The sequence below is a fragment of the Pseudaminobacter soli (ex Li et al. 2025) genome (assembly GCF_003012705.1).
Classification (GTDB): domain Bacteria; phylum Pseudomonadota; class Alphaproteobacteria; order Rhizobiales; family Rhizobiaceae; genus Pseudaminobacter; species Pseudaminobacter soli.
In genome coordinates this window covers 635,733-648,700 of the sequence record NZ_PXYL01000001.1, presented here as the reverse complement: position 1 = coordinate 648,700, position 12,968 = coordinate 635,733, and the positions used below count along the sequence as shown (strand labels likewise).

At 61.5% G+C, this 12,968-nt stretch carries 13 protein-coding genes and 1 tRNA gene; 7 read left to right on the top strand and 7 right to left on the bottom strand.

Annotation, left to right across the window (positions count from 1 at the left end):
- Nucleotides 1-4 precede the first annotated feature (4 nt).
- On the bottom strand, nt 5-1,786 hold the full coding sequence (gene gcl, locus C7I85_RS03060) for a glyoxylate carboligase (RefSeq protein WP_106722455.1): 1,782 nt from the start codon (nt 1,784-1,786) through the stop codon (nt 5-7).
- Nucleotides 1,787-1,986: 200 nt separating this feature from the next.
- Between gcl and bhcR the strand changes: the two genes are divergently transcribed.
- Nucleotides 1,987-2,835, top strand: coding sequence for an HTH-type transcriptional regulator BhcR (bhcR, locus tag C7I85_RS03055; RefSeq protein WP_106722603.1), 849 nt, complete (start codon nt 1,987-1,989; stop codon nt 2,833-2,835).
- Nucleotides 2,836-2,863: 28 nt separating this feature from the next.
- On the opposite strand, the gene C7I85_RS30870 is transcribed toward bhcR, so the two are convergent.
- The gene (locus C7I85_RS30870) at nt 2,864-3,037 is read right to left on the bottom strand and encodes a hypothetical protein (RefSeq protein ID WP_181257059.1); all 174 of its coding nucleotides are present in this window, start codon (nt 3,035-3,037) and stop codon (nt 2,864-2,866) included.
- A gap of 188 nt (nt 3,038-3,225) precedes the next feature.
- Between C7I85_RS30870 and C7I85_RS03050 the strand changes: the two genes are divergently transcribed.
- From C7I85_RS03050 to C7I85_RS03040, 4 genes are all read left to right on the top strand, one after another.
- Nucleotides 3,226-3,798, top strand: a complete 573-nt coding sequence (locus C7I85_RS03050; RefSeq protein ID WP_106722454.1) for a transglycosylase SLT domain-containing protein — start codon at nt 3,226-3,228, stop codon at nt 3,796-3,798.
- An 86-nt stretch (nt 3,799-3,884) separates the two neighbouring features.
- Nucleotides 3,885-4,184, top strand: coding sequence for a hypothetical protein (locus tag C7I85_RS03045; protein WP_106722453.1), 300 nt, complete (start codon nt 3,885-3,887; stop codon nt 4,182-4,184).
- 9 nt (nt 4,185-4,193) lie between these two features.
- The gene (locus tag C7I85_RS31995) at nt 4,194-4,322 is read left to right on the top strand and encodes a hypothetical protein (protein WP_280954339.1); all 129 of its coding nucleotides are present in this window, start codon (nt 4,194-4,196) and stop codon (nt 4,320-4,322) included.
- 115 nt (nt 4,323-4,437) lie between these two features.
- Nucleotides 4,438-4,513: transfer RNA gene (locus tag C7I85_RS03040), tRNA-Thr, on the top strand.
- Between the two features lie 647 nt (nt 4,514-5,160).
- Here the strand turns inward: C7I85_RS03040 and C7I85_RS03030 are convergent.
- From C7I85_RS03030 to C7I85_RS03010, 5 genes are all read right to left on the bottom strand, one after another.
- Nucleotides 5,161-5,565: a DUF302 domain-containing protein gene (locus tag C7I85_RS03030; protein WP_106722451.1), complete on the bottom strand. Its 405-nt coding sequence runs from the start codon at nt 5,563-5,565 to the stop codon at nt 5,161-5,163.
- 99 nt (nt 5,566-5,664) lie between these two features.
- Nucleotides 5,665-7,131 carry a YncE family protein gene (locus tag C7I85_RS03025; RefSeq protein WP_106722450.1) on the bottom strand — a complete coding sequence of 489 codons (1,467 nt, stop codon included), beginning with the start codon at nt 7,129-7,131 and terminating at the stop codon, nt 5,665-5,667.
- A gap of 32 nt (nt 7,132-7,163) precedes the next feature.
- Nucleotides 7,164-7,661: a DUF305 domain-containing protein gene (locus C7I85_RS03020; RefSeq protein ID WP_210203015.1), complete on the bottom strand. Its 498-nt coding sequence runs from the start codon at nt 7,659-7,661 to the stop codon at nt 7,164-7,166.
- 50 nt (nt 7,662-7,711) lie between these two features.
- Nucleotides 7,712-8,044 carry a sulfite:cytochrome C oxidoreductase subunit b precursor gene (locus C7I85_RS03015; protein ID WP_106722448.1) on the bottom strand — a complete coding sequence of 111 codons (333 nt, stop codon included), beginning with the start codon at nt 8,042-8,044 and terminating at the stop codon, nt 7,712-7,714.
- A gap of 9 nt (nt 8,045-8,053) precedes the next feature.
- On the bottom strand, nt 8,054-9,277 hold the full coding sequence (locus C7I85_RS03010; protein ID WP_106722602.1) for a molybdopterin-dependent oxidoreductase: 1,224 nt from the start codon (nt 9,275-9,277) through the stop codon (nt 8,054-8,056).
- 275 nt (nt 9,278-9,552) lie between these two features.
- On the opposite strand from C7I85_RS03010, the gene C7I85_RS03005 reads away from it, so the two are divergent.
- On the top strand, nt 9,553-10,440 hold the full coding sequence (locus C7I85_RS03005) for a Ku protein (RefSeq protein ID WP_106722447.1): 888 nt from the start codon (nt 9,553-9,555) through the stop codon (nt 10,438-10,440).
- A gap of 11 nt (nt 10,441-10,451) precedes the next feature.
- The gene (ligD, locus tag C7I85_RS03000) at nt 10,452-12,959 is read left to right on the top strand and encodes a DNA ligase D (protein WP_106722446.1); all 2,508 of its coding nucleotides are present in this window, start codon (nt 10,452-10,454) and stop codon (nt 12,957-12,959) included.
- Nucleotides 12,960-12,968 lie beyond the last annotated feature (9 nt).

Here is a 12,968-nt window from a genome sequence, read left to right as displayed (position 1 = left end):
CCGGTCAGTCGAGCAGCGCGATCGCGGTCGGCGCGTCTTCATTGGTCTGGGCGAGTTCCTCGAATTCGAGGATGCCGTCGATTTCCGTGCCCATGGAAATGTTGGTCACGCGCTCGAGGATGAATTCGAGCACGACGGGGACCTGATGTTCCTTCATCAGCCGTTCGGCCTCGGCGAAGGCTTTTTCGAACTCTTCGGGCCGGCGCACGCGAATGGCCTTGCAGCCCATGGCCTCGGCCACCGCGACATGGTCGACGCCGTAGCCCGCCTCGGCATCGCCGGAACGGTTGATGTTCTCGAAGGCGAGGCTGACCTCGTAATCCATCGTAAACCCGCGCTGCGCCTGGCGGATGAGACCGAGATAGGCGTTGTTCACCACCACATGGATGTAAGGCAGCTTGTGCTGGGAGCCGACGGCAAGTTCCTCGATCATGAACTGAAAATCGTAGTCGCCCGACAGCGCAACGATCCGCCGCTCCGGATCGGCGGCGCGTACGCCGAGCGCTGCCGGCAGCGTCCAGCCGAGCGGCCCGGCCTGCCCGCAGTTGATCCAGTTGCGCGGCTTGTAGACATGCAGGAACTGCGCACCGGCGATCTGCGACAGGCCGATGGTGGACACGTAGCAGGTATCGCGACCGAAAGCCTTGTTCATCTCCTCATAGACGCGCTGCGGCTTGAGCGGCACCTGGTCGAAATGCGTCTTGCGCTGCATCGCCTTCTTGCGCTTCTGGCATTCCCTCACCCAGGTGCTCCAGTCGCGCAGCTTGCCGGCAGCGCGCCACTCGGTGGCCACGTCGAGCAGCATTTTTAGCGCAGCACCTGCATCCGAAACGATGCCGTGGTCGGGCGCGAAGACGCGGCCGATCTGGGTCGGCTCGATGTCGATATGGATGAATTTTCGCCCTTGCGTGTATTTGTCGACCGAGCCGGTATGGCGGTTGGCCCAGCGGTTGCCGATGCCCATGACGAAATCCGACGCCAGCAGCGTGGCGTTGCCGTAGCGGTGCGAGGTCTGCAGGCCACACATGCCGGCCATCAGCCTGTGGTCGTCGGGGATTGAACCCCAGCCCATCAGTGTCGGAATGACCGGAACGCCGGTGATCTCGGCGAACTCGACCAGCAGGTCGGACGCGTCCGCATTGATGATGCCGCCGCCGGCGACGATCAGCGGCCGCTCGGCTTCGTTGAGCATCGACAGCGCCTTCTCCGCCTGCGCCCTTGTGATGGCCGGCTTATGCGGCGTCATCGGCTCATACGTGTCGATGTCGAATTCGATCTCGGCAAGCTGCACGTCGAGCGGGAGGTCGACCAGTACCGGCCCCGGGCGCCCCGAGCGCATCAGGAAAAATGCCTTTTGCAGCGTCATCGGAACCAGATAGGGCTCCATGACGGTGACCGCCCATTTGGTGACCGGAGCCGCGATGGCCGCGATGTCGACCGCCTGAAAATCTTCCTTGGTGAACCGGGCGCGCGGGGCCTGGCCGGTGATGCAGAGGATTGGGATGGAATCCGCCGAGGCCGAATAAAGTCCGGTGATCATGTCGGTGCCGGCGGGGCCGGAGGTGCCTATGCAGACGCCTATATTGCCGGCCTTTGCCCGGGTAAAACCTTCGGCCATGTGTGAGGCGCCCTCAACATGGCGCGCCAGCACGTGGCGAATGGAGCCGCGCGCCTTCAGCGCCGAATAGAGAGGATTGATCGCCGCGCCCGGAACGCCGAAGGCGCAATGGATTCCCTCCTTCTCAAGGACGAGGACCGCCGCATCGACAGCGCGCATACGGGCCATGTGACACCTCCGCTCCAGCACCATGTTTCGATGCAGGAAGCGTGGCAGAGGGCTTTGCGATTTTCAATTTTTCCAAAATAGTTTTTCATTTCCGACTGAAAATCACTAGCCATTGATCCAAAATGGCTTTTCGTTTTTCACTTCCGCATTATTTCAAATTGTGGAAATATTTTTTGCAGGTGACGAAAGAGGTGCAGAGCATGGAAGCGACCGAAAAGCGGCAGCGCGGGCGTCCGCGCTCGTTCAATCCGCAACCCGACAATGCTTCGGTGCAGTCGCTCGACCGGGCGCTGCGGATCCTGGCGATCGTCGCAGAAGGTAACGGCTTGTCGCTGAGCGAAATCGCGGCCAGTTCCGGCCTTGCCGCCTCGACCGCCTACCGCATGCTGACGACGCTCGAAAGCCACGGCATGGTCGAGTTCGACAAGATCGAGCAACTATGGTCGATCGGGGTGGAAACCTACCGCATGGGCTCAGCCTTCCTGCGCCGGCGCAAGCTGGTCGACCGTGCCCGGACCGTTATGCAGGACCTGATGGAAAAGACCGGCGAAACCGCCAATCTCGGCGTTGCCGAGGAAGATTGTGTGATCTTCGTCAACCAGGTTGAAACGCATCAGGCAATCCGCGCTTTCTTCCGGCCGGGCACGCGAACGTCCTTTCACGCCTCTGGCATCGGCAAGGCGATCCTCGCTTATCTCCCGACGGAGCGCGTAACGGCGATCGTGCATAAGGCCGGGCTGGAAAGGCACACGCCGAAGACGCTGGCCGACGAAGGCGCCCTCGCCCGCGATCTGGCGGATATCCGGGCGCGCGGCTGGTCGGTGGATGACGAGGAGCGCTATCCCGGCATGCGCTGCGTGGCCGCTGCCATCTTCAATGAAGCCGGCGAGCCCGTAGGCGGCGTCTCGGTTTCGGGTCCGACGGTGCGGGTCACGCCGGAGCGGCTGGCCGAGATCGGCCCGTTGGTGCACTACGCCGCGGCGGAAGTGACACGAATGATCGGCGGCGTCGAACCGTCCGAACAGGCAAAGGCTATCGGCTCACGCTAACGTTCCGGCGGAGCCGGCAGCGCCGCCGCTAGAAGCCACCTATTCCGGTGACGTGACGCAGCCAGAAGGCAAGCGCAACGAAGGCGATTGCCGCCGTGACACTTGTCCAATCGACATTCGAGGTCCTGAGCGCGCGGATAAGCTTGATCAGAGCACACCACGCCACCATCACCATCAGGGCGACAAAGACAATCCGGATCATCCTTCACCTCCCGCAAAGCCATGGTCCAGCTTTGATATGGGAGGCGCGGCAGACGCTTTTAAGAACCGAAATGGATTCCGTTATCCACAGGGCGAAACCCTGTCCGCGGCGCAAAACATACCCCCAAACCAGCCCATTAAATTTTGCTTAAATTTTCGGGATTAGGAGACTCGCGAAAGCGAGGTTCCATGACGCGCGCCCTGTATCTCGTCGCGCTCCTGATGCTGGGGAGTTGCGCTTCCGCTCCATCCCGGATCAGCAACGTCTGTGCGGTGTTCGACCAGCGTGATGGCTGGTTCAACAATTGGCACACCGCCGCCAAGAGAACCGAACGCGAATTCGGCGTTCCCGCCCCGGTCCTGATGGCGACCATCTACACCGAATCCGGCTTCAGCCCCTATGCGCGGCCGCCGCGCACGAAACTGCTTGGCTTCATTCCATGGACCCGCCCGTCCACGGCCTATGGCTATTCCCAGGCGCTCGACGGCACCTGGTCGCGCTATCAGGCCGAGACCGGCAACTGGTATGCCAGCAGAACGAATTTTGCCGACGCCATCCGTTTCATCGGCTGGTATCACGCGACCAGCAATCGCGTGAATGGTATCGCGCTCAACGATACCTACAACCTCTACCTCGCCTATTATCTCGGCCATTCCGGCTATTCGCGGGGTACAGGAAACGCCACGGCCCAGCAGGGCGCGCGCCGGGCCGCCAACATGGCCATCCGCTACGCCGACCAGATGCGCACATGCGGCCGCTGACCCCAGCGTCCACAGGCAGTTAGACTACGCAAGCATTGACTTTCACAGCCATTGGCCGATGCTCTCCCACACGCGGGAGGGCTGCCATGATCACTGGATCGCAATGCCATGCAGGCCGTGCGCTTGTCGAGATTTCGCGGGCCGAGCTCGCCAGCAGATCTCGGGTGGATGAACTGATCATCGAACAATTCGAACACGAGATGGAGCTTCCGGGCCCGGCGGCGATCGCCGCGATCCAGAAGGCGCTTGAAGACCTCGGCGCCGTCTTCATTTGCGAGGACGGGGGCGGAATCGGTGTGAGGCTGAAAGCTCCCAAGCCGGCCGCCAGGCACGGTTCTGAAAAGAAGGGCGGCGGCGGACTTCGGGCCGGCCACAATGCGCAGTAGCGCTCCGCGGTGGCCTTGTGGAGCGCCGGCGCTGGCAGCCCGTTCTGGGTCGGCGTCTATCTGTCGGCCATGGCAACCCTGACGCTGATTGCGCTTTTGCTGGGCAAGGAAACCAAGGACGTCGACATCGACGCCTGAGCCAAGCCTGCACGAAACCTGGCCTGCACTAAAAAGGGCACCCTCGATTTCTGTCGGGGGTGCCTTTTGTTTTGTCTTTACTGGCGCGCCAGATATGCTAACCGGGTGTGCGCGTGCCCTTGTAGCTCAGTTGGTAGAGCACCTGATTTGTAATCAGGGGGTCATCGGTTCGAGTCCGGTCGGGGGCACCAGCAAAATCAAGCACTTAGTGTTATTTTCCGCTTGATTTCATGTTCCATGACCTCATGACGCCGACGACGAAGCTGAGACAGCCCGCTGACGGGCCTGCAAGTCAGTGCCCAAACGGAGTTTCTACGTTGGGATCCTCCGACCCCTGGGGCTCAATATTCTGGCGATCCCGGTTTCGAAACTGCTGTTGCTGCTGCTGGTAATTCTGATTCCCCTGCTCCTCTTGCTGAATGGTCTGTTCGTCCTGTTGGATTATGCCGGATTCGGGCAGCGGTTGCGTAGTCGTGGGGCTTCTTGGAGCCACGCGGCTACCTGGGGTCGTGGGGCTGCGGCTGCTTGGAGCTGTTGGGCCACCAGGAACCGTATGGCCGCCCATTGAGCCGAGTCCGGCGGCAAGAGCCGTTGATCCGCCAACCGCCAGCAACGCCAGCAGGGCAATCGACACAAGGTCTTTGGTCTTCCTGATAGTAGACATGTCAGCATGCCTTTCAGTGGCATTATCGACCACTTTTAGGTAGCGTCGTTCCTCGGCAATGCTATGAGATGGGTGTATCACACATTGGTGTTGAGCAGCGCCTGGCATCAAATGTTGCCGCCGGTGCCAGTCACGCGCTTGATGAGTGCGCCCGAGATCCTCGATCTGCAATTCCTACGGCAATGCAGTCGCCTTTTTTGCCAACGCACTCAGTGCGGTTCTCAAAGCTTCGATCGTGGGCTGAACCTCTTGACCCACCCCGTGCCGTTTGGCGAGCCATGCAAGATCGTTGTAGGAAAGCCAGGTGTTGCCGGAGGCGTCCTGCCAGACCAGCGCCTTCAGCGGCAGGTCTATTCCGATTGTTTGAACCGACTGCATGAGCGGCGTGCCGCCCTTGGCATTTCCAAAGATGATGAGATCGGTCGGCCGCAACTGGAGCCCTGCCTCGGCGGCGCCTGCCGCGTGATCGATATGCGCAAAGACCGTCAGGCCCTTGGCCCTGACCTCGGCCTCAAGCCGGTTCATCGTTTCTTTCGGGCCAAAGGCGCTGCGTACCGTGATCAATCCGTCCGTTGCCATTGCCTGCGCTCCCAATAACCAGGTCACGGCGACAAGGATCAGCGCCCTGGCCAGCTTCAGAAAGACGCCGTGACTGTCCGATGACCGAATGGACAATGTTCACTCCACTTGGACTTGCACGGGCTCGCCGAGCTCTGTTGCCGAGCCGGATACAATGACCAGGTAGCGGCGGGGCGCCTCTGCTTCGCCGTGAACCAACTGACGGATCGGGCCGATCGCATTCACGATCGCCGAGCCGGCGGGATTGGTCGTGAAGCCGCTCAGCGGCTCGAGCTTGCCTTTGCCGTCGGCGCGCTCCGCCAGCGCCAGAACATAAGGATGCTTGGGTTCGAGGCCGGTAACGGCAGCCTCCAGTACCTGGACCAGACCCTGATCGAACAATGTCACGCTGGTAGGGGCTTTATCGGCAGGCGCGGATTTATCGCCGGCAGGCCTCATGGTGAACTGGGCGGACTGACCGGCCACTCCGAGCGGCTGCAACCCTTCGGTTCCCGTACCTTCCGGCACAGCGTTCGGAACATAGACGACAGCCTGCGCTGCCTGACCGATCGGAACGTTCGCGATCACCGTGTTGCTGGCCGTGTCGATCGCCGCCAGCTTGTCCTCGTTCTCCAGACCGACATAGACCCGCGTTCCGTCGCCGGACGGCCAGATGCCGTGCGGGAGCTTACCGACAGGTATCGTCGCGACTTTGCTGAAATCATCGGTGCGGAATACCTCCACCTCGTTGAGCCCGCCTATCGTGACATACGCGAATTGGCCACGCTCATTGCGCGCGAAATTCACATGATTGGAGATCGGGCCGGTATCGAGGGTCTTGAGCAAGGCGAACGGGGGCGACGCGTCAAAGACTTGCGTCTTGCCCGTATCCTTCAGCGTGAACCAGACCTGCTTGCCATCAGGCGTTGCCGCGATGTTCGGACAGAACGGACTTTCCTGCTTGATGTGTCCGACGATCTTGTGGTCGGCAACGGTGATGGCCACGGTTTCCGGATTGAACGAGGAGCAGACGTAGCCGTATTTTCCATCAGGCGAGAAGATCGTCATCCCCGGCCCGTTGGGAACGACTATCCGCGTCTTTTCCTCATAAGTCGTTCCGTCCAAAACACTGACATAGTTCTCACCGCGAACGGTGACCCAGACCTCTTTGCCGTCGGGGGTAAAAAAGGCCTCATGCGGCGCCCGGCCGACATAGGTGACGTGCTTGACGGCGTTCGTCGCCGTGTCGACGAAGGTAACGGCGTTCGAACCGATCGCGACGACGGCTATGGTGCGATGGTCGGGCGAAAAACCCATGCCATGCACAAGGAGCTGCCCCTTGTACAAGGGGCTGAAATTCGTCGGCGCAGGCTCTCCCAGCCTGATGACGCCAAGCAATTTGTTGTCGGCAGGATCCGTCACCGAAACGGTGTTGGAGAACTGCTCGGCGGCATAGACGCGGTCGTGATGGCTGATCGGGATATCGGGGTCCGCGGCCGCGCCCGGCGCCTGACCGGCCATAGCCCAGCTCGCTGGCAAAAGCATTGTTGAGGTCAGCACCAGAGCCGTCATCGAAAAGCGCTTCATGGTTCAGCTCCTTGTCCAGTGACGGGCTACTCCTACTTGGCTGGCTCGATGCCAGAAAGATCGTCCGGCGATGCCTTGGCTGGGGGCAACGGTTCGTCCAGCGCCAGCCGCATCGCAGCGATCTCTTGCTGCTGCGTCACGATGATCTCCTGTGCCATACGCTTGAGCCGCTCATTGTGGCCGTAGCGCAATTCGGCCTGTGCCATCTCGATCGCGCCCTGATGATGAGGCACCATCATCTCCACGAAGTCGCGATCGATATCGCCGGACGGCTGGACACTCATGCCGGTCATCATCTTCTTCATGGCACCGGCGTTTTGTTGCAGAAACGGATCCTCTTCAGTCGATGGCGAAGTCGAGGAAGACGAGCAGATTGCGGCGATATAGTCAGTGAGCAATCGGGGTTGTTCGGAGCATGCGGCGACTGCGCCAACGGCGGCAAAAAGAGCGGGGGTAATCAACGCCCGGCGAAGAAGACGTTCGCGGCTTGAGGTTCGGCCTCTGGCGAGAAACAGTGGTTGCCTGACCATGGGAACCTCCCGGACGATCCGTGGACACGATCAAATTCACCGTGCTCGCATCAGTTCGTGCCTTTTGTCCGTGCGAGATAGTCGACGATCGGCGCTATGTCGGCGTTGTCGATGGGCGCCTTGTAGGCGTTGATCATCTTGTGAACCTCCGCCTCCCAGGTCGCCCTCGGCAGCGCGGGCTGGTTGAGCACCATGTCGGCGGAGTGACAGGCGAGACAGTTGTTGTTGATCGCGTCTGCCCCGGCTCCGCCGGGAAACTGGCTGTCGCCCGACGGCAATTCCACGTGAACCGACTTCAATGCGGGCAACTCTTCGGGCCATGTCTGTGAGGGCAGCAGGATCGCGCCCATCAGCAGCCCCATGATGAGAACATGTTTGCCCATCCGCCACTCCTAGGTTGCCGTGACAGGCGTGGTTTCAATGACGTTTCGCATGAAGCCCGAGCCGTTCCAGTTCGGGACGCTCGGCTGCGCGACGTTTGCAGAGTTCGTACAACGAACCATCAGCGAATGGGCGCCCCTCTCGGGGAGCGTGAAATCGGTTTCCCACTGCCGGAAGCTGTATTTCCCGTAATCCGTGCCGAGCCTGGTCGCTTGCCAGGACTTGCCGCCGTCGGCGGAGAAATCGACCTTGGCGACACCCGTGTCGCCGCCCATCGCAATGCCGCGTGCCAGCGTTTTCACTCCCGCCGGGAACGAGGCGCCGTCCGCTATATTGGTGATGAAAGAGCGCGGCACCATCCGGCTGATCGGAACCATCTTCACGCCGGTCTGGCCGGGCTTGATATTGGCGTAGGGCGTGTCCGGGATCGTATAGGCGGTTGTCATCCAGTAATTGTCGTCAGGCTTGTCGAGCACCTCGATGTCGTTCAACATCTTGACCCAATAGGTGGAATACCAGCCCGGCACGATGAGCCGCAGCGGAAAGCCATTCAGCAATGGCAATTGCTCGCCATTCATCGTGTAGGCGATCATCACCTCGCCGTTGCGGGCGAGATCGATATCGAGCGACTTCATGAAGTCCGGCGCCTCGGGCACGACCGGCTCGTCGAGCCCGTTGAAACGCACCTGGACGGCGCCCGCCTTGACGCCGGCAAGATCCAGTACGTCCTTGAGGCGCACGCCGGTCCACTTGGCATTTCCCATCGCCCCGTTGGCCCACTGAGCGCCAGCGACCCTAGGCTGAAACAGCCCGCGGGAGTTGCCGGAGCATTGGTTGACGGCATTCAGCTCGACCTGCGGCAGGTTCCGAATGATCTCGTTCAGGGAAAGCGACAGGACCTTGTTTACGTGCCCGCGGACCGCCAGCCGGAAGGTTCCTACGTCGATCTCAGTCGGAATGTCCGCCCAGTGCCAGCGCACATAAAACCGATCGTTCGGCGTGAAGACGCCCTGGTCGAACACTTCAAGCGGGGTTTCCAGAAGCGGCGGGCGAGTCCGTTGCAGTATCAGCGCGCCCTTTTGAGGAAATTCACTGGTGATCGGCCGGTCCCGGGGATCACTCGCCAGAGGCAGCCTGACGATTGCCTGTGCCCATGCCTGTGTTGCCGACAAGCTCAGGCCGGCAAAGCCCGCCTGGGCGAGAAACCGACGGCGGGACAGAGACATCGCGCCCATTCCTGTGTCGCGGTCAATCATGACGTACCTCGCCATGGCGCTTGTAACGCGATGCTTGCGGGAAGAGTTCCGTCGCGAAGTTTCACCGCCCTGCGCCAATTGGTACGAGCAGCAATTCGTATCCCGCCGGAACACAGGAACCATGCCGCCGCCTTGGCGTTGAACGGGTAGCCAACCTCGTTCCCGCGTAGGTGTATCATGGGTCATTGCCTGCAAATTGCCGGCGCCGGCCGCACTCGTAGCGCCGGCTGCCCCCTCGGACCGGAGGCGGTCCGATGACACCGCGTCCCGCCTGGAAAGGCTATCTCAAGCTTTCGCTCGTCACCTGCGCCGTGCAGCTGACGAATGTCACCACCAACGCCGAACGTGTGTCGTTCCGGACGATCAATCGCGAAACCGGCAACACCGTGAAGCGACAATATATCGATGCGGTTACCGGCAAGCCGGTCGAGGACAAGAACGAGGTCAAAGGCTACCCGATCGACAAGGACCAGTTCCTGCTCGTCGAAGAAGATGAGATCGAGGCTCTCCACATCGAGTCCGAGCACACGATGAGCCTCGACGGTTTCGTGGACAAATCGGAAATCGAGCAGATCTATCTCGACACGCCTTACTACCTGTCGCCGTCCGACAAGGTTTCGGAGGAAGCCTTCGCGGTCATCCGCGACGCCCTGGCGGCGAGGAAGATGGCAGGCCTTGCCAGCATCGTGCTCTACCGGCGCGAGCGACCGGCGGTCATCGAACCATTGGGAAAGGGCATGCTTTTGACCACGCTTCGCTACCAGAACACGGTGCGCAAGCCGGCCACGGTGTTCGACGATATCGATGACGTCAAGATCGACGACGAGATGATCGAGCTGGCCACCCACATCATCGACAAGAAGCGCATAAAATTCGACCCCTCCAAGTTCGAGGACCATTTCGAGAATGCCCTGCTCGAATTCATCCGCGCCAAGAAGGCCGGGCGCGAGCCGCCGGTGGTCAAGCCGTCGCCGCAGCCGTCCAACGTGGTCAACCTGTTCGACGCCCTGAAGAAGAGCCTCGCGTCCGAAGGCATTGCCGAGGATGAAGATGGCGGCAAGAAGCCTCCTTCGACGCGCCGCGCTTCCAAGGCCGCGAGGAAAGGCCAGGAACCCGGCGGCGGAAAACGTAAATCCGCCTGAGGAGACGGCTGGTGGGGTCTCTCGAACAATACCAGGCCAAGCGCGACTTTCGTAAAACCAGGGAGCCTTCCGGCCGCTCGAAGCCTGCGCCGACGAAGAAGCCGGGCGGCATTTTCGTCGTCCAGAAGCACGCGGCCACCCGCCTGCACTACGATTTCAGGCTGGAGCATGATGGGGTGCTGTGGAGTTGGGCGGTGACGCGCGGTCCAAGCCTCGACCCGGCCGAAAAGCGGCTCGCGGTCCATGTGGAAGACCATCCGATCGACTACGCCTCCTTCGAGGGCACGATCCCCAAAGGCGAATATGGCGGCGGCTCCGTCATCGTCTGGGATGAAGGCACCTGGACGCCGGAAGGCGATCCGGATGCGGGCATGAAGAAGGGGCATCTCCAGTTCGAGCTGAAGGGCAACAAGCTCAACGGGAACTGGAACCTCGTCCGCCTAAAGCCTCGTCCGGGCGAGAAGCGCGACAACTGGCTGCTGATCAAGTCGGACGACATCTATGCCCGCCCCGGCGAGGACATTCTCGAGGAAGCGCCGGAATCGGTCAAATCCGGCCTGACGATCGAGGAGATCGGCAAGGACAACCCGGCCATCTGGCACTCCAAGCCGCGCACCGGCGATCCTACCAAAGCCAGTGCAAAACCCTCCCCGCGCCCGGGCAAGGTCGCGCAGCTGCCGGGGTTCATCGAGCCCTGCCTAGCACGGCTTGAAGCGCACCCGCCGACAGGAGAGGACTGGGTTCACGAAATCAAGTTCGACGGCTACCGCATGCAGGCGCATGTCTCCGCCGGCCACACGACGCTGCTGACCCGTAACGGGCTCGACTGGACGCCGCGCTTCGGCCCCGAGATTCCCGCGGCGCTGGCGAGGCTCGATTGCGACAACGCCATTTTCGATGGCGAGGTCGTGGTACTCGCCGACAACGGCATATCATCTTTCTCCGCATTGCAGGCCGCCCTGTCGGATGGCCACAGCGAGCGGCTGGTCTACTACGTCTTCGACCTGCTTTTCCTCGACGGCGAGGACCTGCGTTCCGAGCCGCTGAAAGAGCGCAAGGAACGCCTGCAGCAACTGCTTGGCGAAAAAGCCCGCAATGGCGTGGTGCGCTACAGCGAGCATTTCATCCGGCCAGGCCAAACGATGCTGACCCACGCCTGCCGCATGGGGTTGGAAGGCATCGTTTCCAAGCGCGCCTCGGCGCCCTACCGCAGCGGACGGACCGGCGACTGGTTGAAGGCGAAATGCACGCTGCGGCAGGAGTTCGTGATCCTCGGCTATCTGCCATCCCCGAAGCGAGGCCGGGACCTGCGCTCGCTCGTGGTGGGATACCACAATGACGACGGCGAGCTTGTGTCGGCAGGCCATGTCGGGACCGGCTTCAACGCCAGCAACGCCAAGGACCTGAAAGAGAAGCTGGATGGGCTGGAAATAGCTTCGCCCCCGATAACCGGCCCCGCGGCCAAGGAAAAGGGCGTGGTCTGGGTCAAGCCCGAGCTGGTTGCGGAGATAGAGTTTCGCACTTGGACGGCCGATCGCAATGTTCGGCAGGCATCCTTCATTGCGCTGCGCGAAGACAAGCCGGCCGACGAGATCATTGCCGAGATGCCTCAAGACATTCAGGATCATGCGCAGCGAGGGGCTCGCGAAGCGAAATCGCGAAAGGGGGACGCAGTGAACCTTTCAAATCCCAACAAGATGCTGTGGCCCCAAGCCGGGGTGACCAAAGCCAGGCTCCTTGAGCACTATGAGAGCGTCTGGCCGCGCATGGAGCCCTATGTCGTCAACCGGCCGTTGGCGCTCGTCCGCGCACCCGACGGCGTGGAGGGTCGCCAGCGCTTCTTCCAAAAACATGCTTCGCCCGGCATGCCGGACAGCATATCCAGCATGCGCGATCCGGAGGACAATGAAGAGCTTCTGTTCATCAAGGATTTCAACGGGGTGGCCGCGCTCGTTCAACTAGGCGTCGTGGAAATCCACCTCTGGGGCTCGACCGTCGATGCGCTCACTACGCCCGACCAGATCGTCTTCGACCTCGATCCCGATGAGGGGCTGGGCATTGACGACGTGCGCGCCGCCGCGCTCGACATCGGCCAGCGACTGGAGGAGATCGGACTGCCGCATCTGATCAAGACGTCCGGCGGCAAGGGTTTTCACATCGTGGTGCCGCTGAAGCCTAAGGCCGACTGGACGATCATAAAAACCTTCGCGCATGATTTCGCCAAGGCGATGGAGCAGTCAGACCCCGAGCGTTACACCGCAACCTTGTCGAAGGCCGCGCGCAAGGGGCGGATATTCATCGACTATCTGCGAAACGCGCCGGGCGCGACGACCGTCGCCCCCTATTCGACGCGGGCAAAGCCGAATGCCACGGTGTCGCTTCCCGTCACGTGGCAACAGGTGGAAGCCGGCGTCGGTCCGACCGACTTCACCGTGGGCAGCAAGGTGCTGGCCAAGGCCCTCGCCTCGGCCGATCCCTGGGCCGATTATGAAAAGCTGCGGCGCGCGCTGAAAGCCTGAGCCTCGGCG

Coding starts and splice junctions, on each gene's coding strand:
- C7I85_RS03010 (WP_106722602.1), bottom strand. CDS start 9,277: ATGGGCGCGATGTCTCTGTCCCGCCGTCGGTTTCTCGCCCAGGCGGGC.
- C7I85_RS03005 (WP_106722447.1), top strand. CDS start 9,553: ATGACACCGCGTCCCGCCTGGAAAGGCTATCTCAAGCTTTCGCTCGTC.
- C7I85_RS30870 (WP_181257059.1), bottom strand. CDS start 3,037: ATGATCCGGATTGTCTTTGTCGCCCTGATGGTGATGGTGGCGTGGTGT.
- C7I85_RS03050 (WP_106722454.1), top strand. CDS start 3,226: ATGACGCGCGCCCTGTATCTCGTCGCGCTCCTGATGCTGGGGAGTTGC.
- bhcR (WP_106722603.1), top strand. CDS start 1,987: ATGGAAGCGACCGAAAAGCGGCAGCGCGGGCGTCCGCGCTCGTTCAAT.
- gcl (WP_106722455.1), bottom strand. CDS start 1,786: ATGGCCCGTATGCGCGCTGTCGATGCGGCGGTCCTCGTCCTTGAGAAG.
- C7I85_RS03045 (WP_106722453.1), top strand. CDS start 3,885: ATGATCACTGGATCGCAATGCCATGCAGGCCGTGCGCTTGTCGAGATT.
- C7I85_RS03020 (WP_210203015.1), bottom strand. CDS start 7,661: ATGGTCAGGCAACCACTGTTTCTCGCCAGAGGCCGAACCTCAAGCCGC.
- C7I85_RS03025 (WP_106722450.1), bottom strand. CDS start 7,131: ATGAAGCGCTTTTCGATGACGGCTCTGGTGCTGACCTCAACAATGCTT.
- C7I85_RS03015 (WP_106722448.1), bottom strand. CDS start 8,044: ATGGGCAAACATGTTCTCATCATGGGGCTGCTGATGGGCGCGATCCTG.
- C7I85_RS03030 (WP_106722451.1), bottom strand. CDS start 5,565: ATGGCAACGGACGGATTGATCACGGTACGCAGCGCCTTTGGCCCGAAA.